Genomic DNA, 24,699 nt, shown 5'->3' with positions numbered 1-24,699 from the left:
GCTGACAAAAAAGGCGCTCGAGGGAGCGCCTTTTTATGAAGCAACGCGCGATTAACGCACCTTCAGCGGGTCTTCGTTCGCCAGCCGCTGGTCTTCCGCCTGGCAGGCGGCGGCGGTGAACAGCACGTCGGTGGAGGAGTTGAGGGCGGTTTCCGCCGAATCCTGCAGCACGCCGATGATAAAGCCGACCGCCACCACCTGCATCGCCACGTCGTTCGGAATGCCGAACATGTTGCACGCCAACGGGATCAGCAGCAGCGAGCCGCCGGCCACGCCGGAGGCGCCGCAGGCGCACAGGGCGGCCACCACGCTCAGCAGCAGAGCGGTCGGGACGTCCACCGCGATGCCCAGCGTGTTCACCGCCGCCAGCGTCAGCACGGTGATGGTGATCGCCGCGCCGGCCATGTTGATGGTGGCGCCCAGCGGGATGGAAACCGAGTAGGTGTCCTCATTCAGGTTCAGCTTCTTGCACAGCTCCATGTTCACCGGGATGTTGGCGGCGGAGCTGCGGGTGAAGAAGGCGGTCACGCCGCTCTCGCGCAGGCAGGCGAACACCAGCGGATACGGGTTGCGGCGGATTTTCCAGTAAACGATCAGCGGGTTGAGCACCAGCGCCACCAGCAGCATGCAGCCGAGCAGTACCATCAGCAGCTGGGCGTAGCCCCACAGCACGCCGAAGCCGGTTTCCGCCAGCGTGGAAGCCACCAGGCCGAAGATGCCAAGCGGCGCACAGCGGATCACCGCGCGCACCACCAGCGTAACCGCATGGGACATGTCGTTGATCAGCCCCTTGGTGGTTTCGGAAGCGTGGCGCAGCGCCAGCCCCAGCCCGACGGCCCACGCCAGAATACCAATGTAGTTGGCGTTAATCAGCGCATGGAACGGGTTGGCCACCACGCTCATCAACAGACCTTTCATCACCTCCACAATGCCGCCCGGCGGGGTAATGTCCGTCGCGCCGGTGGTCAGCGCCAGCGTAGAAGGGAAGATAAAGCTGACGACGACCGCCACCAGCGCGGCGGCAAAGGTGCCCAGCAGGTAGAGGAACAGGATCGGGCGAATGTTGGTCTTCTGCCCCTGTTTATGGTTGGCGATCGAGGCCATCACCAGAATCAGCACCAGCACCGGCGCTACCGCTTTCAGCGCGCCGACGAACAGGGTGCCGAGCAGGCCGACGGCGGCCGCGGCTGCCGGCGAAACCAGCGCCACCAGAATGCCGGCCACCAGGCCGACCATGATTTGTTTGACCAGGCTACCCTGCGTGATCCTTTGTAATAGTTTTTGCATAGTGCTTTCTTCCTGATGTTATCTGGCCGCCGCGGCGGGAACGACGCCGGGTAGCTTTATATGATTCTGTAACTAAGTGTGTTTGCCGAATCAGTATTCAGCAATCGAATGATGTTGGAAAGAGGCGGGGATGAAATTCTGAGCGCGGATCAACACTTGATAACATACTGGTTACATTTGTGTGATCGCAATAACGTTTGGCGTTTTGGGGGAATTGCCAAACAATCGCGGGGCGACTAGCGCCCCGGATAACAGATTGTGGTTATTTATTCGCCAGGCGATCGTTGCGGCGATTGACCCAGGCGTTGATCAGCAAGGTAAGCGTCAGGATGCTTGCCACCACGCCGAGCGACACGCCGATCGGGATGTGGAAGAAGTCGATAATCAGCATCTTGATGCCGATAAACACCAGGATCACCGACAGGCCATATTTCAGCATCGAGAAACGCTCCGCTACGTTGGCCAGCAGGAAGTACATGGCGCGCAGACCCATGATGGCGAACAGGTTGGAGGTCAGGACGATGAACGGATCGGTAGTCACGGCGAAGATCGCCGGAATGCTGTCCACTGCGAAGATCACGTCGCTCAGTTCGACCAGGATCAGCACCAGCACCAGCGGGGTGGCGAACAGGATGCCGTTGCGGCGTACGAAGAAGCGCTCGCCTTCCAGGCTGTCGGTCATGCGCAGGTGGCTGCGCAGCCATTTCACCAGCGGCTTGTCGCCGATCGCCGAGTCATCTTCCTTCGCCAGCGCCATCTTGATACCGGTGAACAGCAGGAAGGCGCCGAACAGATACAGCAGCCACTGGAACTGGCTGACCAGCCAGCTGCCGGCGAAGATCATGATGGTACGCAGCACGATCGCCCCTAGCACACCGTAGATCAGCACCCGCCGCTGCAGGTTGGCCGGCACGGCGAAGTAGCTGAACAGCATCAGCCAGACGAACACGTTATCCACCGCCAACGCTTTTTCGATCAGGTAGCCGGTCAGGAAGGCCAGCGCTTGGGTATCGGCGACGGCGCGCCCGGCGGTTTCATTCAGGTAGTACCAGAAACCGAAATTGAACAGCAGGGAGAGGCTGACCCACACCAGCGACCAGCTGGCGGCCTGCTTCAGGGTCATGGTGTGCGCGCCTTTACGGCCCTGCAACAGGAGGTCGATTGCGAGCATCACGACGATGACGGCGGCGAAGCTGCCCCATAACCACGGTGTGCCAACGGAATTCATCATCAGAGGTATCCTTCAAAAACAAAAACGGCCAACGTCGGAAGACGCCAGCCGCTCTGTGAACGCTGCAAGCAAACCTCGCCTTCCGGCAAGGTCTCACTTACAACGTTGATGAAGGTGGTTACACCTTTGACATCAGGTTGCCCGGTAACCGGATGCTTGCGCATCGTAATGACGATTGACCGGCAATGAAGTTACTCCCCTTTGCAGAGCAGAAAGTAATGCAAAATGTGTCGGCGGTCAACGTGAATCGCGTTAGCCGGCCATCGCTTTTTGCGCGCCGAGGCTGACGACGAATCCCTGCAGCAGCAGACGGCTGAACGGCGTGTCGCTAACCTGTTGTTGTTGCTGTTGATAGCGGGCTTGCTGCTCGGGATGCAGTTCGCCGAGCCACTGCAGATACTGGCTCATCACCGCGCCGTTGAATTCCGGATGGAACTGGGTGGTCAGGGCGTGATCGCCATAGCGCAGGATCTGGTGCGCGTCCTGCTGCGAACGCGCCAGCGTCTGGGCGCCGGCGGGCGGCGTCAGCACGCTCTGCGAATGGATAAGGTTGGCCTTGAAACGCGGCGGCAGCAGGGTGAGCCGCCGGTCTTCGGCCGCGGCGGGCAGCAGTTCGATCTCCAGCGTACCGACCTCCATACCCTGCGGGTGATAGCCCACTTCGCCGCCGAGCGCGTAGGCCAACAGCTGGTGGCCGTAGCAGACGCCGAACAGCGGCAGTTTGAGCGCCATCGCCTGACGCAGCCATTCGGCGGCTTCCTCGCTCCACGGCAGCTGTTCGGTCACCATCGCCGGTGAGCCGGTAATGACAACGCCGCAATAGGCGGCCGGCGGCAACGGCCGTTCGCCGGCGGGCAGATGCACGATGTGCGCGCGTTCGGCGTCGATATTGCCCTGTTGCAGGAACATACCTTCAAAATTGGCCAGTTCCTGGCGAATGGCCTGCGGCGCGTCGCCGGTTTGCATCACGAGCAGCGGTTTCATCTCATTCTCCGTCGGCGGGGAAGACGACGCCGGTCTGGCGGCGGATGTCGGTCAGCAGGCGGGCGACGATCAGCGAATTCTCCAGCCCCGGGTGTTCCACCTGATGCTTCTCAATCAGCTCGGCGAAGGTCAGCGCTTCATACAGCATGGTATTGATGTGCTGTGTCTGGCTCAGATCCTGGCGGTTGCCGCCGCGCGGCGTCAGCGCCACGCCCTGACACTCGGAAATCTTGTCGATAATCAGCGTGCCTTCTTCCCCCTGGATCTCGCTGGGGATCGCCGAGTCGCTGACCTTGGAATGGGAAAGCGTGACGTCGAAATCGCCGTAGTTCAGGCAGACGGTGCCGTGGGCGTCCACGCCGGTATCCAGCAGCGTGGCGCTGGCCAGCACCGACTGTGGCGCGCCGAACAGCGCTACCGCGCTGGCCAGGCAGTAGTAGCCGATGTCCATGATCGAGCCGTTGGAGAACTGGGGGTTAAAGGTGTTGGGGTTCTCGCCGGCGAGATAGCGCGGATAGCGCGAAGAGTATTGGCAATAGTTGATAAAGGCTTTACGCAGCCGGCCGACTTTCGGCAATGCCTGCTGCAGCGCCAGGAAATTCGGCAAGTAGGCGCTTTTGAACGCTTCGAACAGCACCACCTGATTTTCCCGCGCGCAGGCTACCAGCTGTTCCGCTTCGCGCTGGTTGGAGGCCAGCGGCTTTTCGCAGATCACGTGCTTTTTATGGCGCAGGAACAGCAGCGATTGCGGGCAGTGCAGGGAATTGGGGCTGGCGATATACACCGCGTCTATGGCGTCGGACTGCGCCATCGCCTCGAGCGAGTCGAAAAACTGCGTGACCTGATAGTTGGCGCCAAACGCCTGCGCCTGTTCCAGCGAGCGTGAGTACACGGCGCTCAGCTTGAGTTTGCCGCTTTCATGGGCGGCATCAATAAAACGTTCCGTAATCCAGTTGGTGCCGACGACGGCAAAACGAATCATGGCGAGCTCCGGTCCAGGCTTAAAACCGCAGATTATCACGGCCTCACTCGCTATGCATACAGCTCGCCGAACAGCGAAAGGTGCGTCAGATACAGCCGGGTATCGAACTCCAGCTGGTGGTAATCCGGCTCCATATGGCAGCACAGGCTGTAGAACGCCTTGTTGTGATCTTTCTCTTTCAGGTGCGCCAGCTCATGCACCACGATCATCCGCAGGAAGGGTTCGGGCGCGACCTTGAACACCGTCGCCACGCGGATTTCCGCCTTGGCCTTCAGCTTGCCGCCCTGCACGCGCGAGATGGCGGTGTGCAGGCCCAGCGCGTGCTTCATGACGTGGATCTTGCTGTCGTAGGCCACCTTGCTCAGCGGCTGGGCGTTGCGCAGATACTGGTTTTTCAGATCGACGGTAAACTGATACAGCGACTTGTCGGTGGTGCAGTCGTGCACCTGCGGATAGCGCTGCAGCAGCACGTCTCCCAGCCGGTTCTGATGGATCAGTTGCTGCACCTGGCTTTGCAGATGCGTTGGGTAGCCTTGCAGGTAGGTCAATTCAGACATTCTTGTTCCGTATCAACGGCCATTCAGCCGGTCATTCTATGCTGTTTTTTCGCTCAAATCCTGGCATACGCAATTTATCCGAAAAAACATTTTACTGACGGGCGTTTTTAGGGGATAAACAGCCCAAATTTTATCAGTCAGGAGGGGCAATGAGCCAACTCGATCTGGGAACACAGCAACTTGAGCTGGAGCGTTATCCCCAACAGGAAGAATCCACCCAACTGCAGGCGTGGGAAGCAGCGGACGAATATCTGCTGCAACAGCTTGAAAACGTAGATATCGGCGGCCGTCCGGTGCTGATTTTCAACGATAACTTCGGCACCCTAGCCTGTGCGCTGCACGCGCATCGCCCTTACAGCGTCAGCGACTCGTACATGAGCCAGCTGGCGACGCGCCACAACCTGAAGCTCAACGGTCTGGATCCCGAGCAGGTCACGCTGTTGGACAGCCTGGCCGAGCTGCCGGCGGCGCCGGCGGTGGTGTTGATTCGCGTACCGAAAGCGCTGGCGCTGCTGGAACAGCAGCTGCGCGCGCTGCGCTACGTTGTGACCGAAGACACGCTGATCGTCGCCGGCGCCAAAGCGCGCGACGTGCATACCTCGACGATGCAGCTGTTTGAAAAGGTACTGGGCCCGACGCGCACCAGCCTGGCGTGGAAGAAAGCGCGCCTGATCTTCTGTCAGGCGGCGGACATCGTCCCACCGGCGGCAGCGGAAACCACCGACTGGACGCTGGACGGCACCGATTGGCTTATCCATAACCACGCCAACGTCTTCTCGCGCGGCAGCCTGGATATCGGCGCGCGCCTGTTTATGGATCATCTGCCGCGTGGCCTGAACGGCCATATCGTCGATCTGGGCTGCGGCAACGGCGTGATTGGCCTGACGGCGCTGGCGCAAAACCCGGAAGCGCAGGTGACCTTCGTCGATGAATCTTACATGGCGGTGGCCTCCAGCGAGCTGAACGTGGAGCACAACCTGCCGCAAGAGCTGGATCGTTGCCAGTTTGAGGTGAACAACGCGCTGGCGGGCATCGAGCGCGAAAGCGTGCAGGCGGTGCTGTGTAACCCGCCGTTCCACCAGCAGCACGCCATTACCGATCACACCGCCTGGCAGATGTTCTGCGACGCCAAGCGCTGCCTACAGGTGGGCGGCGAGTTACGCATCGTCGGCAACCGCCACCTCGACTATCACCAGAAGCTCAAGCGTCTGTTCGGCAACTGCACGCTGGTAGCCTCGAACAAGAAGTTCGTGATCTTGAGAGCGGTGAAATCCGGCGCGCGTCGCTGAGCGTGATGACCAAGGGGCGCTGTGCGCCCCTTTTTTACAGCGCCATCGCCAGCCGCGTACCCTGATCGATCGCGCGGCGAGCGTCCAGCTCGGCGGCCACGTCGGCGCCGCCGATCAGATGCACGGTTTTCCCCATCGCCAGCAGCGGCTGCTGCAGCTCGCGGCGCGGTTCCTGCCCGGCGCAGATGACCACCGTGTCTACCGGCAGACAGCTGTCCTGCTCGGCGCGGGTGATGTGCAGTCCTTCGTCGTCGATCAGCCGATAGCTGACGCTGTTGAGCATTTTCACGCCGCGCATCGCCAGGCTGGCGCGGTGGATCCAACCGGTGGTTTTCCCCAGGCCTTCGCCCACCTTGCTGGTTTTGCGCTGTAACAGATAGATTTGCCGCGCGGCGCGCGGTGCCTGCGGCCCTTGCGCCGCCAGCCCGCCGCGCTGCTCAAGGCGGCCGTCGATGCCCCATTCGCGGTTGAATTCCGCCTGATCCAGGCTGCTGGACACGCCGTGCTGGCTGAGGTACTCGGCGGTGTCGAAGCCGATGCCGCCGGCGCCGACGATCGCCACCCGCTGGCCGACCGGTTTTTTATCGCGCAGCACGTCCAGATAGCTCAGCACCTTGGCGTGGCCGATGCCGGGGATGTCCGGGGTACGCGGCACGATGCCGCAGGCGAGGATCACTTCGTCGAATTCGCTTAAATCCGCCGCCTCGACCTTGACGCCCAGCCTGACCGTCACTTCGCGCAGCGCCAGCTGGCGGCGGAAGTAACGCAGGGTTTCATGGAATTCTTCCTTGCCGGGGATCTGCTTGGCGATGTTGAATTGGCCGCCGATCTGATCGGCGGCGTCGAACAGCGTCACCTGATGGCCGCGGCTGGCGGCGGTGGTGGCAAAGGCCAGCCCGGCGGGGCCGGCGCCGATCACCGCCAGCTTTTTCGGTTTCTCCGCCATGGTCAACGGCATTTCGGTTTCGCGGCAGGCGCGCGGGTTGACCAGGCAAGACGTCAGCTTGCCTTCAAAAATCTGGTCGAGACAGGCCTGGTTGCAACCGATACAGGTATTGATCTCGTCGGCGCGTCCCTCGGCGGCTTTCTGCACAAAGGCGGCGTCGGCGAGGAACGGGCGCGCCATCGACACCATGTCGGCGCAGCCGTCCGCCAGCACCTGCTCGGCCACCGCCGGATCGTTGATGCGGTTGGTGGTGATCAGCGGAATACCCACCTTGCCCATCAGCTTGCGGGTCACCCAGCTGAACCCGGCGCGCGGCACCATGGTGGCGATGGTCGGGATGCGTGCCTCGTGCCAGCCGATGCCGGTATTGATGATCGTGGCGCCCGCCTGTTCGACCGCCAGCGCCAGCTGTTCAATCTCCTGCCAGCTGGAGCCGTCTTCCACCAGATCGAGCATCGACAGCCGGTAGATCAGAATGAATTCTGCGCCTACCGCCTGGCGTACCGCCCGTACGATCTCGACGGCGAAGCGCATGCGGTTGGTGAAGCTGCCGCCCCAGCGATCGTCGCGCTGGTTGGTGCGCGCCGCCAAAAATTGGTTGATCAGGTAGCCTTCGGAACCCATCACCTCAACGCCGTCGTAGCCGGCCTGTTGCGCCAGCGCCGCGCAGCGGGCGAAGTCGGCGATGGTCTGCTCGATCTCCGCTTCACTCAGCGCGCTTGGTGCGAAGGGATTGATCGGCGCCTGCAGCGCGGAAGGGCCCACCGGGTGTGGCTGATAGCTGTAGCGGCCGGCATGCAGGATCTGCAGCGCTATCTTGCCGCCCGCGCGATGAACGGCCTCGGTGACCGGCCGATGGTGAGGCAGCTGCGCCTCGCTGTTAAGGGTGGAACCGCCGCGATACACCACGCCTTTGTCGTTGGGCGCGATGCCGCCGGTGACGATCAGGGCCACGCCGGCGGCGGCGCGCTCGGCATAGAACGCGGCCAGGCGTTGCGGGCCGTCAGGCAGCTCTTCCAGGCCGGTATGCATCGATCCCATCAGCACCCGGTTTTTCAGGGTGGTGAAGCCGAGATCCAGCGGCGCCAGCAGGTGAGGATAATTGCTCATTGCACTCTCCATCGTTCATCCCCCGCCTCTTTCAACCTGCAGCGTTGTTGCCTGCGTTCGCTCGCCCCAGTCACTTACTTGAGTAAGCTCCTGGGAACGCCCGAACTTGCCGCCTAGCTGCAGGTTGAAAGCGATTGGGGATGAGCATCTGTTATTATTATGTGAACACAAGTGGTCGGATGAGATAAATCTAGCCGTTGTCGCGCCGCTTGGGAATCTGCGTTGTGCCGAATGTGATAGACGTCATGAATCTCAGGCACCGTTTGCATAACGAACAAAAGATCGGTTAACCTTTGCGCGTTGTAAATTCCTTCTCTCTGCGGAGCCATAACCGAAAATGAACAACCACACCTGTTGATATCGGGTCCCACGCTGTGCGCTCCCGCGCCCTGTGGGGATGTTTTGATCTCATTCAGGAGTGCTTATGGCTCATTTTGCGCAGTCCCCTTATTTCGTTTTACATCAACTGACCTGCCAATTTGCTGACGGCGAAACGCTGTTCGGCCCGCTGGATCTCGCTTTCGATCGGTCGCGCTGTGGCCTGGTGGGGCGCAACGGCGTCGGCAAAACCCAGCTGTTGCGCCTGATCGCCGGGCGGGATCGGCCGGGCACCGGGCACGTCGAATCCCATGCCGTATTGGCTTACGTTGCGCAGCAGCCGGAGAGCGCGGTGAACACCACGCTGGCGCAGCTGCTGGGCTACGGCGAGGTCTTCGCTGCGCTGGCGCGCATCGAGCAGGGGCGGCCGTTGGCGGACGACATCGAACGTCTGGAAGGGCGCTGGGATCTCAACGATCGCCTGCAAAGCGCCTTTGCCGCCGCCGGGTTGCCGGCCTTCGAGCCGCTGCGAGTCGCAAGCTCACTGAGCGGCGGCGAACGGATGCGTGCGGCGCTGTGCGGCGCTTTTCTGGGGGAGGCGGATTATCTGCTGCTGGACGAACCGACCAACCACCTCGACAGCGCCGGGCGCGCCTGGCTGTATCAGCAGCTGGATCAGTGGCACGGCGGGCTGCTGATCGCCAGCCATGACCGGCAGCTGCTGGGGCGTATGGAGCGCATCGTCGAACTGACGCCCGGCGCGCTGCGCAGCTACGGCGGCAACTACGACGACTACCGGCGCCAGCGCGACACGGAGCTGCAGGCGGCGCGCGCCGATCTGGAACATGCGCGCGAGGAGCGCCGCCGCACCCGGGCCCGTCAGCAGAAAGAGCACGACATGAGCCAGCGGCGCTCGGCGCAAACGCTGCGCGTCGTCGATACGCTGAACATCGCCTCCTTCGAACGGGTGGCCTACAAATCGGCGGCGAAGGAGAGCCTCGGCACGCTGCGCAAACAGCATCAGGATCAGCGCGCCAGCCTCGATGCGGCGGTGCGCGAGGCCTATCAGAGGGTGGAGGACGAGCAACCGGTGTTGCTGGCACTGCCGGGCAGCGAAGTGAGCGCGAACAAGCAGGTGCTGGTGCTTGATCAGCTGCAGCTGCCGTTCGTCAGCGCGCCGCCGCTGGATCTGCGTATCGACGGCCCGATGCGCGTGGCGTTGACCGGCCCCAACGGCTGCGGCAAATCCACCTTGCTGAAAACCGTTCTCGGTCAGCTGACGGCGCTTTCCGGCCATTGTCATTGCCCGCTGTCGACGGCCTACCTCGATCAAACTCTGTCGCAGCTCGACCCGAGCCTATCGGTGATGGACCATCTGGGGCTGCAGGATTCGCCGCTGGCGGAAGGCGCGTTGCGCACCCGGCTGGCGCAGCTGCAGCTTGGCGCGGATCGCATCGCGCTGCCGCTGGGCTCGCTGAGCGGCGGCGAACGGCTCAAGGCGGCGCTGGCCTGCGCGCTGTGGCGGCGACAACCGGCGCAGCTGCTGTTGCTGGACGAACCGACCAACCACCTGGATCTGGCGTCGTTGCTGGCGATCGAAACTGCCCTGGCGGATTTCCCCGGCGCGATGCTGGTGGTATCGCACGACGAAGACTTCCTGCAGGCGCTGCGGCCGACGCACCGCCTGAACCGGCAGGCGGACGGCTGGCGGCTTCAGGCCTGGTAACGCGCAAAGGCGGCCCTAGGGGGCCGCCTTTTTCATCTAGGGGCGTTAATGCAGGCCAACAGTTGGGTGAAGGCTGCGGCCATCTGCTCTTCCGGTACGCAGGCAAACCCCATCAGCAGGCCGCGCCGGCGGTTGGGCAGCATGTAGTAGCGCGACAGCGGCCTCACCAGCACCCCCTGCGCGCCGGCGGCGGCGGCGATCGCCACGTCGTCGGCCTCGTCCGGCAGGTTGAGGATCAGGTGCAATCCGGCGTTGCTGTTGAATTCGCTGAGCGCCTGTTTGCCGAGGTGCTGTTCGATCAATCCGGTCAGGAAGGCGCGCCGCCGGGCGTACAGCAACCGCATGCGGCGGATATGCGCGGTGTAGTGTCCTGCCTGAATAAACTCCGCCAGCGCGCTCTGGATCAGCAGGTGCCCGCCGCGGTACAGCTCGGCGTGGGCGGTTTTCAGCGCCTGCACCAGCGGCGGCGGCAACACCACATAGCCGAGGCGCAGCGCCGGGTAGAGCGTTTTGCTGAAGGTGCCGATGTAAATCACCGGCGCGTCGGCCTCCAGCCCTTGCAGCGCCGGGATCGGTTGGCCGGAAAAGCGGAATTCGCTGTCGTAGTCGTCCTCGACGATCCAGCCGCCGGCGTTGCGCGCCAGCGCCAGCAGCCGTTGGCGGCGAGCCAGGCTCATCACCGAGCCGAGCGGATACTGGTGCGACGGGGTCACGAAGATCAGCCGCGGTGGGTTGGTCGGCTGCTCCGGCGGTACCAGCCCGGCTTCGTCCACCGCCAGCGGGCAGATGTTCAGCGCATTGATGCGCAGGATATTGCGGATCCCCCAATAGCCCGGCTCTTCGATCCAGGCGTCATCCCCCGGATTGCACAACATGCGCGTCACCAGATCGATCGCCTGATGGATGCCCTCGGTGATCAGGATCTGTTCCGGCGAACAGCGCACCGAGCGCGCCACCCGTAAATACTCCACCAGCGCATGCTGCAGCTCCGGGCTACCGCCCTGATTGCTGTAGGTCAGCCGCTGCGGCGCCGGGCGGCGGCTGAGGCGCGCCTGAATCTTGCTGAACAGCTGATGGGGGAAGGCGTTGACGTCGGGCACGCCGGGAATGAATGCCCCCCACTGTTTGGGGCTGGCACTGGCGTGGTGCAGCAGGGTGGTGCCGCGCTCCGACAGTTCGACGCGGTGCGGTTGCCCACTGCCGTCCGCCGGGGCGCCGCCGGTGGAGAGGCAGCTGTCCGGCACCGTGTCGGCGACGAAGGTGCCGCTGCCGGCGCGCGCCGACACGTAACCTTCCGCCAGCAGTTGTTCATAAACGGTTAACACAGTGTTGCGGGACAGGCTGAGCTCCTGCGCCAGATCGCGCGAGGCGGGCAGGCGGCTGGAGGGCGGCAGGCTGCCGTCGAGAATGCTGGTGCGGATCGCGTTGTAAAGCCGCTTGTGCAGCTTGTCATCGGGTTGCTCGCCGAGGCGCTGCAGCAACAGATCACCACTCAATGAGCGCAATTGGATCCCTCAATTATTCGTAACTGGCACTCGATTATAGGGCCACATCCTGTGTAAATAAACGGCATTGTTTCACGAATGTGAACGAAACGTGTAACTGGCACCGACCGGAGAGAACAGCATGAAAAACGCAGAATTGAATCAACGCCGTCAGGACGCCACCCCGCGCGGAGTGGGCGTGATGTGTGGTTTTTACGCCGAGCGCGCAGAGAACGCCACGCTGTGGGATGTGGAAGGCAAAGAAGTGATCGATTTCGCCTCGGGGATCGCCGTGCTGAACACCGGCCACCGCCACCCGAAGGTGATCGCCGCGATTGAAAAGCAGCTGCAGGCCTTCACCCACACCGCCTATCAGATCGTTCCTTACGAAAGCTATGTTTCGTTGGCGGAGCGAATCAACCAGCGCGCGCCGATCGCCGGCCCGTGTAAAACCGCCTTCTTCACCACCGGCGCGGAAGCGGTGGAAAACGCGGTGAAGATCGCCCGCGCTTACACCGGCCGCCCGGGGTTGATCACCTTCGGCGGCGGTTTCCACGGCCGCACCTATATGACCATGGCGCTGACCGGCAAAGTGGCGCCTTACAAACTGGGCTTTGGCCCATTCCCCGGCTCGGTGTTCCACGGCCAGTACCCGAATGCGCTGTACGGCGTGACCACCGAAGACGCGATGAACAGCCTGGATCGCCTGTTTAAAGCGGATATCGATCCCAAGCAGGTGGCGGCGATCGTGCTGGAGCCGGTGCAGGGCGAAGGCGGCTTCAACGTGGCGCCGGCCGAGTTCATGCAGGCGCTGCGCGCGCTGTGCGACCAGCATGGCATCCTGCTGATCGCCGACGAAGTGCAGACCGGCTTCGCCCGTACCGGCAAGCTGTTCGCCATGGAGCACTACAGCGTTAAACCGGATCTGATCACCATGGCGAAAAGCCTGGCGGGCGGCATGCCGCTGTCGGCGGTGGCGGGCCGCGCCGAGGTAATGGACGCGCCGGCGCCGGGCGGGCTGGGCGGTACCTATGCCGGTAACCCGCTGGCGGTGGCTGCGGCGCATGCGGTGCTGGACGTGATCGACGAAGAGCAGCTGTGCCAGCGCGCCCAGCGTTTGGGGCAGCACCTGGTGGAAGTGTTGCAGCAGGCGCGCAAAACCAGCCCGGCGATCGCCGATGTGCGCGCGCAAGGCTCGATGGTGGCGGTGGAGTTCAACGATCCGGCCACCGGCAAACCATCTGCCGATATCACCCGTCAGGTGCAGCAGAAGGCGATGGAAGAAGGGCTGCTGCTGCTGAGCTGCGGCGTGAACGGCAACGTGATTCGCTTCCTGTACCCGCTGACCATCCCGGACGATCAGTTCACCAAGGCGATGGGCATCCTGTCTCGCGCGCTGGCCCACTAAGGAGCGAACGGCATGAAATTGAACAATCCCGAGCTGCTGCGCAGCCAGTGTCTGATCAACGGTGAATGGTGCGATGCCCTGAGCGGCAAGCGCGAAGCGGTGATCAACCCGGCCACCGGCGCCGAACTGGCCAGCATTCCGCTGGTCAGCGAAGAGGAAACCCAGCAGGCGATCGCGGCGGCGCAGCGGGCGCAAAACGAGTGGAAACAGCTGACCGCCAAGCAGCGTTCCGCGCTGCTGTTGGCCTGGGCCGACAAGGTGCTGGCCGCGCAGGAAGATCTGGCGCAGCTGATGACCGCCGAGCAGGGCAAATCGCTGGCGGAAGCGCGCGGCGAAGTGGCGTACGCCGCGTCGTTCATCACCTGGTTCGCCGAAGAGGCCAAGCGGGTGGACGGTGCGGTATTGCAGGCGCCGCAGGCTTCGCAGCGCCTGGTGGTGGTGAAGCAGCCGATCGGCGTGTGCGCGGCCATCACCCCGTGGAATTTCCCGGCGGCGATGATCACCCGCAAGGTGGCGCCGGCGCTGGCGGCAGGCTGCGCCATCATCGTCAAACCGGCTGAGCAAACGCCGTTGACCGCGTTGGCGCTGGCCAAACTGGCGCAGGACGCCGGTATTCCCGCCGGCGTTTTGCAGGTGGTGACCGGGGAAGCGGCGCAGGTGGGCAAGGTGCTGTGCGACAGCCCAGTGGTGCGCAAGCTGAGCTTTACCGGTTCGACCGAGGTCGGCCGCATCCTGATGGCGCAGTGCGCGCCGAGCATCAAGAAACTGTCGCTGGAGCTGGGCGGTAACGCGCCGGTCATCGTGTTCGACGACGCCAATTTGGACGCGGCGGTGGCGGGCATCATGGCCTCCAAGTTCCGCAACAGCGGCCAGACCTGCGTCTGCGCCAACCGCATCTACGTGCAGGACGGCATCTACGAGCGGCTGGCGGAGAAACTGGTGGCGGCGGTCGAGCAGCTGAAAGTCGGCGACGGCAGCCAAGAAGGCACCACCCAGGGGCCGCTGATCGACAGCGATGCGGTGGCGAAGGTGCAGAGCCATATCGACGACGCGTTGATCAAAGGGGCGCAGATCGCCACCGGCGGCCAGCCGCACGCGCTGGGCGGCACTTTCTTCCAGCCGACGGTGGTGACCGGCGTAACGCAGAAGATGCGCTTTGCCAAAGAAGAGACCTTCGGGCCGGTGGCGCCGCTGTTCCGCTTCCATGACGAGGCGGAAGCCATCGCCATGGCCAACGACACCGAATTCGGCCTGGCCGCCTACCTGTTCACGCAGAACGCCGCGCGCCAGTGGCGCGTGCCGGAGGCGCTGGAGTACGGCATGGTCGGCATCAACACCGGGCTGATTTCCAACGAAGTGGCGCCGTTCGGCGGCGTGAAGCAGTCAGGGCTCGGGCGTGAAGGATCGCGCTACGGGATAGAAGAATATCTGGAGCTGAAATACCTGTGTATCGATGTGAGCTGTTGAGCGTCAGGACGTTAACCCATCCCGGCGGCCAGCGTCGCCGGGCGATAAAGGATGATGCATGTCTGATAATATCTCTGTTTCTCCGGCGCTTGCCGCCGGGGTGCGAGCACCTGCACCCGCCAAATCGTTAAGCTTCCTCGAAGGGGTGGCGATGATCGTCGGCACCAACATCGGCGCCGGGGTGCTCTCCATCGCCTACGCCTCCAGCAAGGCCGGTTTCCTGCCGCTGCTGTTCTGGCTGGTGCTGGTGGGGAGCCTGACCACCATCACTATGCTGTACGTCGCCGAATCCACGCTGCGCACTCGCGCGCATCTGCAGCTGAGCGGGCTGGCGAAGCGCTATGTCGGCGGCCTGGGCGCCTGGCTGATGTTCGCTTCGGTGTGCGTCAACAGCGTCGGGGCACTTACCGCCTACATGACCGGCAGCGGCAAGCTGCTGCAATCGCTGTTCGGCATCTCGCCGGCGCTGGGCAGCTTGCTGTTCTTCGTGCCCGCCGCCGGCGTGCTGTACCTCGGTTTGAAAGCGATCGGCCGCGGCGAGAAGTTCATCAGCATCGGCATGGTGGTGATGTTGACCGCGCTGGTGGCGGCAACGCTGCTGAAAGACACCACCCAGATGCGCAACCTGCTGGACGGTGACTGGCGCTATATGGTGCCGGTGTTCAACGTGGTGGTGTTCTGCTTCTCGGCGCAGTACATCGTGCCGGAAATGGCGCGCGGCTTTGCCGACAAGCCGGAGCAACTGCCGAAGGCGATCATCGTCGGTATGGTGGTGACCTTCATTTTGCTGGCGGCGGTGCCGATGTCGGTGATCGCGCTCAGCGGGCTGGGTGACATCTCCGACGTGGCCACCATCTCCTGGGGCCAGGCGCTGGGGCAGTGGGCGTTCTTCTCCGCCAACATCTTCGCGCTGTGTGCGATGCTGACCTCGTACTGGGGATTGGGCGGCAGCTTCCTGACCAATATTTTCGACAAGTTTCGGCTGGGCAACGACGAGCTGCCGCTGCGCCGCTTCGGTGTGCTGCTGCTGGTGGTAGTGCCGCCGTTCGTGCTGGCCTACAGCGGGCTGGTGTCGTTCGTCAACGCGCTCTACTTCGCCGGGGTGTTCAGCGGGGTGATCCTGTCGATCATGCCGATGTTGATCCTGCGCGGCGCGCGGAAACATGGCGACCAGACCCCGCGCTGGCAGTGCAACTGGATCACGCACCCGCTGCTGCAGGTCAGCATTGTGCTGCTGTACCTGGCCAGCGCGGTGTACGCCATCGCTTCATTGTTAGGCTATCTGCCCTCTGGATGGTGATTTGCCTTCCCTCAAGCAGTGATGTTGTTTCTCGGCATTGAGAACGGCGGCGTCGTGGCCGCCGATTTTTTTCTCAGGCGCGCCGTTTTTCCGATAACGCCAGCCACGCCTGTACCGACGGACGCTGCCACTGCTTGTGCGCATAGTGGCGCACGCGCTCCGGCACCGGATCGCCGTGCATCACCAGCCGATTGAGCATCAGCGCCAGATCGGTGTCGGCGATGCACCACTCCCTGAACAGATTGTCCTGCCCGTGGCTCAGCAGTTTTTCCACGGCGGCGATCAGCTTGCGCGCGGCCTCCTGCGCGGCTTCGGACAGCGGCGGGAACTTGCCGTTGTTGAACACCACTTCGGTCGAGCGCTCGGCGCGGATCGGCAGCAGATCGCTGCGCAGCCAGGCCTGGATCTCGCGCGCCTTGGCGCGCAGCTTCACGTCGCGCGGATAAACGGCGTGGGCCGGGTGGATGTCTTCCAGGTATTCGGCGATCGCCGAAGACTCCGAGAGCTGAAACTCGCCGATCGCCAGCGTCGGCACCCGGCGGGTGAGCGACAGCGCCGCGTAGGCCGCCTCTTTGTTCTCTTCTTTCGCCAGATCCACCGGCTTCACGGTGAACGGAATGCCTTTTTCCGTCAGCACGACAAAGGCGGACATGGCGTACGGGCTGAAAAATTCACTGTCGGTATAAAGCTCGGTGATCGGTTGAGACATCGGCGGTTCCTCGGGGTTAAGGGGGGAACATTCATCATTGTCGAGGGGAGGCTAAAAATCAATCTGTTAGCAAAAAGTTCTTGGGCGGCGCGGTTTCCGGTGCCGTGAGCTCCTTCAGGATGATGTGATATATTTGTTGCCAACACGTGAATTGAGTCGTATTGGGTAACATGAAGACGCAGTGGATAGAACGGGTAAAAGTGGGCGTTGCGCGCCTGTGGCCGCACCCGCTGGCGGTGGGCAAGCGAGAGATGCTGATTTCCAGCGCCGGCGCCGGTTTGGGGTTGATGCTCGCCGGCTGGATCAGCCACTTTATTTTGGGTGAGGTGAACCTGTGGTTTATCGCGCCGATGGGCGCTTCGGCGGTGTTGCTGTTCGGCGTGCCCAACAGCCCGCTGGCGCAGCCCTGGTCGATCGTCGGCGGCAATGCGCTGGCGGCGACGGTGGGCGTCAGCGCCGGCCTGCTGATCCCCGATCCAGGGCTGGCTTGCGGCATAGCGGCGGCGGCGGCCATCGGCCTGATGTTCAAGCTGCGTTGCCTGCATCCCCCGGGGGGCGCGGTGGCGCTGACCGCCATCCTCGGCGGCCCCGGCATTCACCAGATGGGCTACCACTTCGTGCTGTACCCGGTGCTGCTGAACTCGGTGCTGCTGGCGGCGCTGGCCATTCTGTTCAATAACCTGGCCGGGCGACGCTACCCGCACGGGCTGGCGCCGGCGGAGGCCAAACCGGCCAATCTGCCGATCGATGCCGTTGCCATCACCCGCGCCGATCTGCACGAGGCACTGATGGAGGGGGATCTGTTCGATATCGACGAGGACGATCTGCAGGAGATCCTGCTGCGCGCCGAGCAGCTGGCGCATCAGCGGCAAAGCAAGACCGCCTGATCAGCCCAGCGTTTTGCGGTAAAACACCACCCGCTCCGTTTCGGCAAAGCCCAGCGCCGCATGCAGGCGCTGGGAGTCCAGATTGGCGATGTCGGTATCCGACGCCAGCTCGCTGCACCCCTGCTGCTTCGCCCACTCCTGCACCTGTGCGATTAAGCGCGCGGCCCAGCCCTGGCGGCGGGCGCCCTCGACGGTATAAATCCCTTCCAAAAACGCCACCGGCGACGATTCGCAGCCGTTGACGTAATCGTAGCGCAGCGCGACCTCGGCAAAGCCAACGAAAGCGCCGTCCAGCCCCCGCGCCATAAACGCGGAGTGGTGCGGTGAAGCCAGTATCTCGCGCATTTCCGCGCGGTGATCTTCAGGCGAGCTGGAGGGCCACAGCGCGGTGCGCAGCGCCAGCCAGGCGTCGAGGTTGTCGTGGTCGCAGATGACGATCATGCGGGGCCCTTATGAGTCGGAATAAATCAGGAATGCCGAAAGAGAAGTGTGGCACGGCGGCGGGAAACAAAAAAGTCATTATGGCGGGACTTTCTAAGAGGATGAAAGAGATGTGTTGATATTTTAGGCGAAGTTGGTATAGGGTACGGCCAGCGTGCTTATAAGGGATTGTTATGGATGCGAAAGCCGTAGCTCAAGGAATTCTTGAGGGAATAGAGTCTTTACCAAGGGGCATTGCCTATAGTGCTCGTAGGACATGGCAGGGAGCAGGGCTCGGCGGCCGAGAGCTTAAGCACCGCAATTAAATTGAAACGGAACGATTTATTAAGGTCGTTCGTGCTGGCTATGGTATCGAAACCCCGCTGCGTGAGCTGATAGTGGTGATTATCCGTGACTGCTATCAGCGAATGGATCTGCAAACACAAATTGCGCTAAGCCAAAAATTAAACCATGCAGAGGGTTATCCTACAGGACGTATGGGGACGCAGTTCATTCTGGTTCAGCAAATCACACACCATATTTTGAAAAAGGTTATCGGCAGCACACTTTTCAAATGAGTATTCAAAGGTGTCACCATTGCTGGGCTAAACATCATTATTTTACAAGGAATTATTGAACAGGCCGCCGTTTCTTCGCGTCGTTTGCGGGAACAATATCCCTCAACGTACCATAAGCTCACGCCACGAAATTTGGACATGATCTACTTTCTGGCGGAGGAGTATCTTGAACCCTTTGTTGCCTATACCAGCAAATCGAAAATGTTCTGTGAAGGTGTGAATCATGAGCTATCTAAAGTCTTGGGGCAGTAAGCTCGGTAAAGGATTGTCGCACCTTGTGGAAGCGATTTTGGGCGGGATATTTTCTGTCGCTGCGTTTGGCTCACTGTTCTGGTTCGACGAATGGTGGCAACGAATTCTGAGCGCGGTAATATTCCTGTTGCTGGTGTTTGTCACTATTGCTTTGTGTAGCCTTGTGAGAGGCGAGCGATAGCGGATAGATCAATCAAAAGCCAGCGGTTGGATTTTAACTAATGATCAAGTGATGATGACTTCCTATCGTTAAGTAATAAAATCAATGAACTGGCTAAAATCCTTTCTTGTGAAGTTCGTTAAATTTGTTGGCCGGCAAACTGCTGACTTGGCTGAGTCCATAGTCATTGGCCTGTTCTCTATAGCGGCATTTGTTGCCTTGTTCTGGTTTGATGAGTGGTGGAAATCTATCGCTGTGGCTGTCGCGATCTTCTTTGCCGGCTTCCTGGTGAGCCTGGCTATAGGCTGGTTAAGAGGGGAAAGATAGCTGAGGGGGCCGGCATTACCGCCGCCATTTTGCCGCCACTGCGAGCAAAAAATAAAAAAGCCACTTCGAGAAAAGTGGCTTTTTTATATGATTTTAAAGCTAAAATTTGGTGGCCCCTGTTGGGTTTGAACCAACGACCAAGCGATTATGAGTCATAAAATTGGCATGTTTCTAATCGTTCGTCATTGACACTTGTTGTATTTTTAATTGTCTATAATCAATCGGTTATGATGTTATTTTTGTTTCTGATTGGTTCTCTCATCTCCTCATTGTACTATCGTTACCTGACCCATTACCTGACCCAAAATGGGCATTGGGTCAGGTAACGCTTATCCTCATAAAGGTAACCTCATGGCCGCTAATCTTACCGAGACTGCTATACGTGGATTGAAGACAAAAAGTACGTCGTACTACGTGTGGAGCAACAGCGCTCAGCGTGGCACCGGCAGACTTGGCGTTAAGGTTCAGCCGTCAGGCAGCAAGGTTTTTTATTTCCGTTACTACGTTGAGAAAGGGAAGAAAGAGAAGTTCATCCAGTTAGGCATCTGGCCTGAGATGAAACTTGTAACGGCCAATGAGCTGGCGAAAAAGTACGGAGCCTGGCTTGTTGAAGGAAAAGAGCCCCAGCAAGAGCTTGAGCAACAGCGCCTGGCCGAGCAGCACATCATGCAGCTTCATCGTTCGCAGGGATCGTTTAAAGAACTGGTACACGGCTATGTGAACAAGATGAAGCTCGACAATAAACGGACCTGGGCCGATGTACTGAAGCGTCTTGAAAAAGAGTGCTATTCGGTTATTCCTCGCGAAACCAAAGCGAAGGATGTAACACCTCTACAGATCAAAACCATCCTCTCAGGCATTATCCAGCGAGATGCGGTGGTCCATGCGAACCGAATTCGTTCCTACCTGATGGCGGCATTTAACTACGGCCTGAAAGCCGATAACGATCCGATGAATACCAGCGTGGGCATTACGTTCGGGCTTGAAGTCAATCCGGTATCGGCCATACCGAAACAGTCCTCGGCAGAAAAAGTGGGTGATACATGGTTAACGCTGGAAGAGCTTCGTTTTGTCATGGAGCAGTTCGCTCAGGCAACTAACGTTGGGTCATTGATGCAGCATCTTATTCGCTTCTGTGTTTATGCTGGCGGGCAGCGACCATTTGAAATGATTGCCAGCCAGTGGAACGCGATTGACTGGCAGCAAAAGACATTATTGGTCATAGCCGATGTATCGAAAAACAAGCGTGAGCACCTGATACCGCTGACTGAATCGGCGCTACAGGAATTAGCCTCAGTGAAAGAGCTGACTAAAGAAAGCAACAGTCCCTATATTTTCCCGCTATCAACCAACGGTGAGCGCCCGGTGCGTACTGATAGCCTGGCGCGTTCCATCATGTATTTCCGGGCCTTTAATCCTGAGTTTAAAATTTTCACAGCGCGAGATTTACGTCGCACCTGCAAAACGCTGATGGGGGAGGCGGGGATCAGCAAAGAGATCCGCGACCGTATTCAGAACCATGCTCTGAATGACGTCAGCTCAAAACACTATGATCGTTATGATTACTTGCCTGAAAAGCGCAGAGCGCTTGAGATCTGGGAAGATAGGGTCAACAACTATCAGCGACAGCAGGAAAACAACGTTGTGAACTTGTTTGGACGGAGGTAAGAGCTTGGCAAAATATGAGCTTAATTCAGCAGAAGAACGGTATCAGCCGGGTTCTGGAGACTTAGTGCTGGCTAATAAGCTGGGAATCATTGATGAAGAGGAAATGGAGTCGCTGGAGTCTGGCCTGCTGCTGATGCTTTATGAACAGCTATTTATCGAAGGCCAGCCGCCAGCGGCGCTGGCTTTTGAGCATATCAGTGGCTGGCATCGTCAATGGCTGGGGAATGTATACGACTGGGCGGGGAGATTGCGTAATGCCAACTTAACTAAGGACGGTTTCCAGTTTGCCGCTGCTGACAGAATTCCACTGCTTCTGGATGGTTTCGAGAGGCAATTTCTTTCTCGGTCTAGTGAACTGAAATCCCTGGCTCGCCCGGAGCTGGTTAGTTATCTGGCTGAATGCCATGTGGAGTTTATTTTGATCCACCCATTCAGAGAAGGTAACGGGCGTCTGTCGAGGCTACTTTGCGATGTACTGTCGGTTATGGCGGGGAAGGGCTTACTGGACTACAGTCTGTGGGATGAGCACAAGACGTTTTACTTCAAGGCAATACAGGCGGGTGTTTCAGGCAACTACAGCCCTATGATGCAGTTGGTGAGCGATATCTTGCCAGACTAGCGAGCGAGGCCAACGGCTTTCGCCTGTGCCTGATTTTTTTTGAGTTGCTGCTCAATTTTTTGCACAGAAACGCCGGTTTCTATCGCGGTTGAGCTGGCAACGGCTCGGAGGATTTTTGCTTTGGTCACTTGAGATGATGTATGTTTTCTCATGAAAAATTTCCTTATAGCTGCTGCTAGGATTGTAGGTGTTTGGGGATAGATTAGTCCAGTTAATTTCACATTGTGTATCGTAATTTATTTTGGTGGTAAGCTATTTATTGATTTTATAAGGATAAAAAATGTTTGATAAGCCTGATTTTACAAGAGAAAATTTTGAAGAACTACTGAGGATAAATAATGATTTAAGAAGGGAAAACAATAATCTTTTAGGTGATATAAAAAATTATCATAAAGATAAGGAGAACTTCCTTGTTGATAAAGGAAATTTTATCAAAGACATTGAAATGTTTAGAACCGAAAATAACGAACTAAAAAAAGAGTTGTCAAATAATGAAAAAAAATTTAAAAATAACAATGGTGATACTAAAATCAGACCGGTAGCATTAAATGCAATTTATCTTCTTAGCAAAGAGTGTTATCCAGAATACAAATTTACTGCAAAGGATTTTGTTAAAAAATTAGACTCCCTCGCAAAGTCACATGATATTGTTTACTCCTTCCAGTTAAAGACTGTTGAGGCCTGGTGTACAGAATTCAAAAAAATGGATGCTAAACAGTAATCTCTTTTAATCTGAGAGTTATTTATATACTCGTAATTCTCAGAACATATGTGAGAGTTTTATTTTATGAAGGGTGGTTTAAGCCATCCCCCTTCAATGATTCTCCTCTTCTCCATTATGAATCCCTCAAATATCACTTTTGTAATATATGGTTTTCTGAGTACACACTCCCTCAGTCATAGCAAGATATCCCTTAATAAGGCAAAAGTAATGATTTGTTAAGTAGCTGATTATTATGTGTTTTTTGACCGCAATCCTTAATGAGTATCGTGGATGTTGCGCATGCTTCCTGGCACGAGCATGATAATTTCACGCTATCAACAAGGAAACTCAAATGATGCCTTTTAAGTTAACTAATGAACAACGTATCAAAGTCTTAAGAGATTATGGTGAAACTTGCGATCGATTAGTACGAGAAAAAGAGCGGCAATATATTACCTCTATTTCTCGCTCAACAGCGTGGAAACTGGAACAGTCTGGTAAGTTTCCACCGCGTAAGTCCATTGGTCTGAAATCCTGTGGGTGGTTGCTTAGTGACCTTCTTTACTGGATCAGTTTCCGATGAGTGAGAGGTCCATATCGTAGCTGTACGTCATTATGAGTAGTTTTATGCAAATAGCCTTTGAAAAGGTCCAGAAGGCTAAACTATAAGACATGAGTAGCAATCTAAATTACGAGGAGTAAAGATTATTGCTAAAAAGAAATACACCTTCACGATCAAAAATGAATCAGCGTTAGGGGTAATTAATAATTATTCTAGGCTAACAAATACATCCCTTTCTTCCGTTATAGCGGAATCTGTGGATTTGGCTATCCCTATATTAGAAAAATGTAACCGTCATCACTGGTCAATAAAGGAACTAAAAAATGACCTCTTAAAATTTTCTATAAAAGAAAGCATTAATCGGAGTAGAGGTGAAAAAGAAATAACTCTGGAAGAACATTTTTCATTAATCTGGAAAACTAATATCAGGAGCCCGTTAAATATCCCCGTCTTGGATTATTTTCAACTGAACGCCAATGATGAATTTATGGGTAAGGATGAACAGACTGTTATACGTGAGCGACTTTCCTCGTTAAGGGAAGGTTATGATATGGAAAAAGCAATCTACATTTACAATCAGAGAAAATTTGATGCAACAAAAAAAAGTGTCTTAGGAGATTCAAACATTATTCTTATCCATAAAACTTCTTTTGAGGGCTATTACTTTGATGTTGGAGAGGTTCGACTATTTTCCACATCCCAATTGATTATATTTGGAGTAAATGAAGTTCTGAGAAGAAAGGAGGTTGTGATGCCTTATCCGGTTATTTGCTGGATAGATATTTACCATGTCAATGAGATGGTACTTATGCTGCCTGTGATCCGCAAAACAGATGCTTTCAGTTGTGTCAATACACCGGATGACATAATTATCAACCCATACTCACAGGAGAATATAAATTAAGATTAGCTGAAGAGAGAAAATAATTCTGGGACATTTAATACACTTTCAAGAGATAAATGAAAATGGTAATTATTATCTATTCTTGTGGCTGTTTTTTGTACAGAAGTCAAAGTTCAGGTATCAAAAAATAATTTCTGACATCGGAGTGCAGCAGATGCGTTCATTTTTCTACACTATGTGCATTGGCGGACAGCAAGAGCACGTAGCAGTTCATCACCAGCTTCTAGAGATATGTAAGAGGTTTCATATCCTACCTGAACATATTGTGATCGAGCAGGTAGATGTTAAGCAGGCTGTTTCAAAACAACGTTTGCTCAGGCAACTGATTAACCATGAAATGAACCGACAGGACACACTTGTCATTCCAGACTTAAGCTGTCTTGGCAGAACAGTGGAGGACTTAGAGGAGATTTTATTTTTTTGCCTTCAAAAAGACATTTTTATCTACAGCTACCATCCTGCCTCAAGGATAGAACCTTCTGCAGAAAGTTGTGTGTCTTTTTTGATTGCTCGTCAAGATACGATTGACATCCACAATCTGAAATCAACCAAAAGTCGATATCGGCATATTAAAAAAAAACTAGGACGAAAGGAGGGGAGTAACTATCGGAGTGATATCGCAAAACTTAAGTCAGGAAGATTTACTCAGGCTGAGACTGCAAAGAAACTGGGCATCAGTTTATCGACTGTGAAGCGGCACTGGAATAACGGGATTATCGGTTAATTCTAAAAATAATTACAGAGTAACTTTTTAACAGCCATCATAGGCTGGGGCTACCTTCGTCTCAAATTTAGATGTTGGATAGGTATTATATAATGGT

Annotated in this window: 22 protein-coding genes and 2 pseudogenes; 14 read left to right on the top strand and 10 right to left on the bottom strand. The window is 57.6% G+C overall.

Going from position 1 to position 24,699, the window contains the following annotated elements; all coding sequences use genetic code 11:
• Positions 1–51: 51 nt before the first annotated feature.
• From sstT to C3F38_RS24530, 5 genes are all read right to left on the bottom strand, one after another.
• Complete coding sequence (sstT, locus tag C3F38_RS24550) at positions 52–1,287, bottom strand: serine/threonine transporter SstT (RefSeq protein WP_038879565.1); 1,236 nt, start codon at positions 1,285–1,287, stop codon at positions 52–54.
• A 262-nt stretch (positions 1,288–1,549) separates the two neighbouring features.
• The gene (locus tag C3F38_RS24545) at positions 1,550–2,518 is read right to left on the bottom strand and encodes a TerC family protein (protein ID WP_038879562.1); all 969 of its coding nucleotides are present in this window, start codon (positions 2,516–2,518) and stop codon (positions 1,550–1,552) included.
• Between the two features lie 252 nt (positions 2,519–2,770).
• The gene (locus C3F38_RS24540; RefSeq protein ID WP_038879559.1) at positions 2,771–3,502 is read right to left on the bottom strand and encodes a glutamine amidotransferase; all 732 of its coding nucleotides are present in this window, start codon (positions 3,500–3,502) and stop codon (positions 2,771–2,773) included.
• 1 nt (position 3,503) lies between these two features.
• Positions 3,504–4,484: a Gfo/Idh/MocA family protein gene (locus tag C3F38_RS24535; protein ID WP_047729802.1), complete on the bottom strand. Its 981-nt coding sequence runs from the start codon at positions 4,482–4,484 to the stop codon at positions 3,504–3,506.
• 50 nt (positions 4,485–4,534) lie between these two features.
• Positions 4,535–5,041: a M48 family metallopeptidase gene (locus C3F38_RS24530; RefSeq protein ID WP_004937154.1), complete on the bottom strand. Its 507-nt coding sequence runs from the start codon at positions 5,039–5,041 to the stop codon at positions 4,535–4,537.
• Positions 5,042–5,190: 149 nt separating this feature from the next.
• Here C3F38_RS24530 and rlmG point away from each other — a divergent pair, with 149 nt between their 5' ends.
• Positions 5,191–6,330, top strand: a complete 1,140-nt coding sequence (rlmG, locus tag C3F38_RS24525; protein ID WP_047729803.1) for a 23S rRNA (guanine(1835)-N(2))-methyltransferase RlmG — start codon at positions 5,191–5,193, stop codon at positions 6,328–6,330.
• A gap of 34 nt (positions 6,331–6,364) precedes the next feature.
• Here rlmG and C3F38_RS24520 read toward each other — a convergent pair whose 3' ends face one another.
• On the bottom strand, positions 6,365–8,386 hold the full coding sequence (locus C3F38_RS24520; protein WP_048234927.1) for an FAD-dependent oxidoreductase: 2,022 nt from the start codon (positions 8,384–8,386) through the stop codon (positions 6,365–6,367).
• A gap of 424 nt (positions 8,387–8,810) precedes the next feature.
• On the opposite strand from C3F38_RS24520, the gene C3F38_RS24510 reads away from it, so the two are divergent.
• Entirely contained in the window at positions 8,811–10,430 is a 1,620-nt protein-coding gene (locus C3F38_RS24510) for an ABC-F family ATP-binding cassette domain-containing protein (protein WP_055317689.1), read from the top strand.
• 32 nt (positions 10,431–10,462) lie between these two features.
• Here C3F38_RS24510 and C3F38_RS24505 read toward each other — a convergent pair whose 3' ends face one another.
• Positions 10,463–11,935: a PLP-dependent aminotransferase family protein gene (locus C3F38_RS24505; protein ID WP_055317690.1), complete on the bottom strand. Its 1,473-nt coding sequence runs from the start codon at positions 11,933–11,935 to the stop codon at positions 10,463–10,465.
• Positions 11,936–12,056: 121 nt separating this feature from the next.
• Between C3F38_RS24505 and C3F38_RS24500 the strand changes: the two genes are divergently transcribed.
• The 3 genes from C3F38_RS24500 to C3F38_RS24490 are packed head-to-tail and all read left to right on the top strand — an operon-like array spanning position 12,057 to position 16,089.
• Entirely contained in the window at positions 12,057–13,322 is a 1,266-nt protein-coding gene (locus C3F38_RS24500) for a 4-aminobutyrate--2-oxoglutarate transaminase (RefSeq protein ID WP_048234933.1), read from the top strand.
• A 12-nt stretch (positions 13,323–13,334) separates the two neighbouring features.
• Positions 13,335–14,789 (top strand): NAD-dependent succinate-semialdehyde dehydrogenase, encoded by a 1,455-nt coding sequence (locus C3F38_RS24495; RefSeq protein ID WP_038879538.1) that lies wholly within the window; start codon positions 13,335–13,337, stop codon positions 14,787–14,789.
• Between the two features lie 58 nt (positions 14,790–14,847).
• A complete protein-coding gene (locus C3F38_RS24490; protein ID WP_038879536.1) occupies positions 14,848–16,089 on the top strand; it encodes an amino acid permease in 1,242 nt (413 codons plus the stop codon).
• A gap of 73 nt (positions 16,090–16,162) precedes the next feature.
• Here the strand turns inward: C3F38_RS24490 and yfcF are convergent, their stop codons facing one another.
• Complete coding sequence (gene yfcF / locus C3F38_RS24485; RefSeq protein WP_004937171.1) at positions 16,163–16,798, bottom strand: glutathione transferase; 636 nt, start codon at positions 16,796–16,798, stop codon at positions 16,163–16,165.
• 170 nt (positions 16,799–16,968) lie between these two features.
• Here yfcF and C3F38_RS24480 point away from each other — a divergent pair, with 170 nt between their 5' ends.
• Positions 16,969–17,685, top strand: coding sequence for an HPP family protein (locus tag C3F38_RS24480; RefSeq protein ID WP_055317691.1), 717 nt, complete (start codon positions 16,969–16,971; stop codon positions 17,683–17,685).
• Here the strand turns inward: C3F38_RS24480 and aac(6') are convergent, their stop codons facing one another.
• The gene (aac(6'), locus tag C3F38_RS24475; RefSeq protein WP_047729810.1) at positions 17,686–18,126 is read right to left on the bottom strand and encodes an aminoglycoside 6'-N-acetyltransferase; all 441 of its coding nucleotides are present in this window, start codon (positions 18,124–18,126) and stop codon (positions 17,686–17,688) included. It lies immediately after the preceding gene.
• 780 nt (positions 18,127–18,906) lie between these two features.
• Between aac(6') and C3F38_RS24470 the strand changes: the two genes are divergently transcribed.
• The 4 genes from C3F38_RS24470 to C3F38_RS24455 all read left to right on the top strand — a co-directional run bounded on the left by C3F38_RS24470 (position 18,907) and on the right by C3F38_RS24455 (position 21,709).
• On the top strand, positions 18,907–19,116 hold the full coding sequence (locus C3F38_RS24470) for a hypothetical protein (protein WP_047729812.1): 210 nt from the start codon (positions 18,907–18,909) through the stop codon (positions 19,114–19,116).
• Between the two features lie 84 nt (positions 19,117–19,200).
• Entirely contained in the window at positions 19,201–19,422 is a 222-nt protein-coding gene (locus C3F38_RS24465) for a hypothetical protein (protein WP_038879525.1), read from the top strand.
• A 351-nt stretch (positions 19,423–19,773) separates the two neighbouring features.
• Positions 19,774–21,090 carry a site-specific integrase gene (locus tag C3F38_RS24460; protein WP_055317692.1) on the top strand — a complete coding sequence of 439 codons (1,317 nt, stop codon included), beginning with the start codon at positions 19,774–19,776 and terminating at the stop codon, positions 21,088–21,090.
• A gap of 4 nt (positions 21,091–21,094) precedes the next feature.
• A complete protein-coding gene (locus C3F38_RS24455) occupies positions 21,095–21,709 on the top strand; it encodes a Fic family protein (protein WP_170310514.1) in 615 nt (204 codons plus the stop codon).
• Here C3F38_RS24455 and C3F38_RS24450 read toward each other — a convergent pair.
• The gene (locus C3F38_RS24450; RefSeq protein ID WP_100247371.1) at positions 21,706–21,861 is read right to left on the bottom strand and encodes a hypothetical protein; all 156 of its coding nucleotides are present in this window, start codon (positions 21,859–21,861) and stop codon (positions 21,706–21,708) included. The two genes, C3F38_RS24455 and C3F38_RS24450, sit on opposite strands and share 4 nt — an antisense overlap.
• Positions 21,862–21,989: 128 nt before the next feature.
• Between C3F38_RS24450 and C3F38_RS24445 the strand changes: the two genes are divergently transcribed.
• The 4 genes and pseudogenes from C3F38_RS24445 to C3F38_RS24430 form a co-directional block, all read left to right on the top strand.
• A complete protein-coding gene (locus C3F38_RS24445) occupies positions 21,990–22,430 on the top strand; it encodes a hypothetical protein (protein ID WP_055317693.1) in 441 nt (146 codons plus the stop codon).
• 334 nt (positions 22,431–22,764) lie between these two features.
• A complete protein-coding gene (locus tag C3F38_RS24440; RefSeq protein WP_080479054.1) occupies positions 22,765–22,995 on the top strand; it encodes an AlpA family transcriptional regulator in 231 nt (76 codons plus the stop codon).
• 133 nt (positions 22,996–23,128) lie between these two features.
• Positions 23,129–23,878, top strand: a pseudogene (locus C3F38_RS24435) (hypothetical protein); the annotation flags it as partial.
• A 109-nt stretch (positions 23,879–23,987) separates the two neighbouring features.
• Positions 23,988–24,602 (top strand): annotated as a pseudogene (locus C3F38_RS24430) (recombinase family protein); the annotation flags it as partial.
• Between the last annotated feature and the right edge of the window lie 97 nt (positions 24,603–24,699).

Origin of the sequence: Serratia sp. SSNIH1, assembly GCF_002935055.1 — a bacterium.
GTDB classification, from domain to species: Bacteria; Pseudomonadota; Gammaproteobacteria; order Enterobacterales; family Enterobacteriaceae; genus Serratia; species Serratia nevei.
Note: the sequence above shows the minus strand (reverse complement) of the source record. Positions and strands in the feature narration are given on the sequence as shown.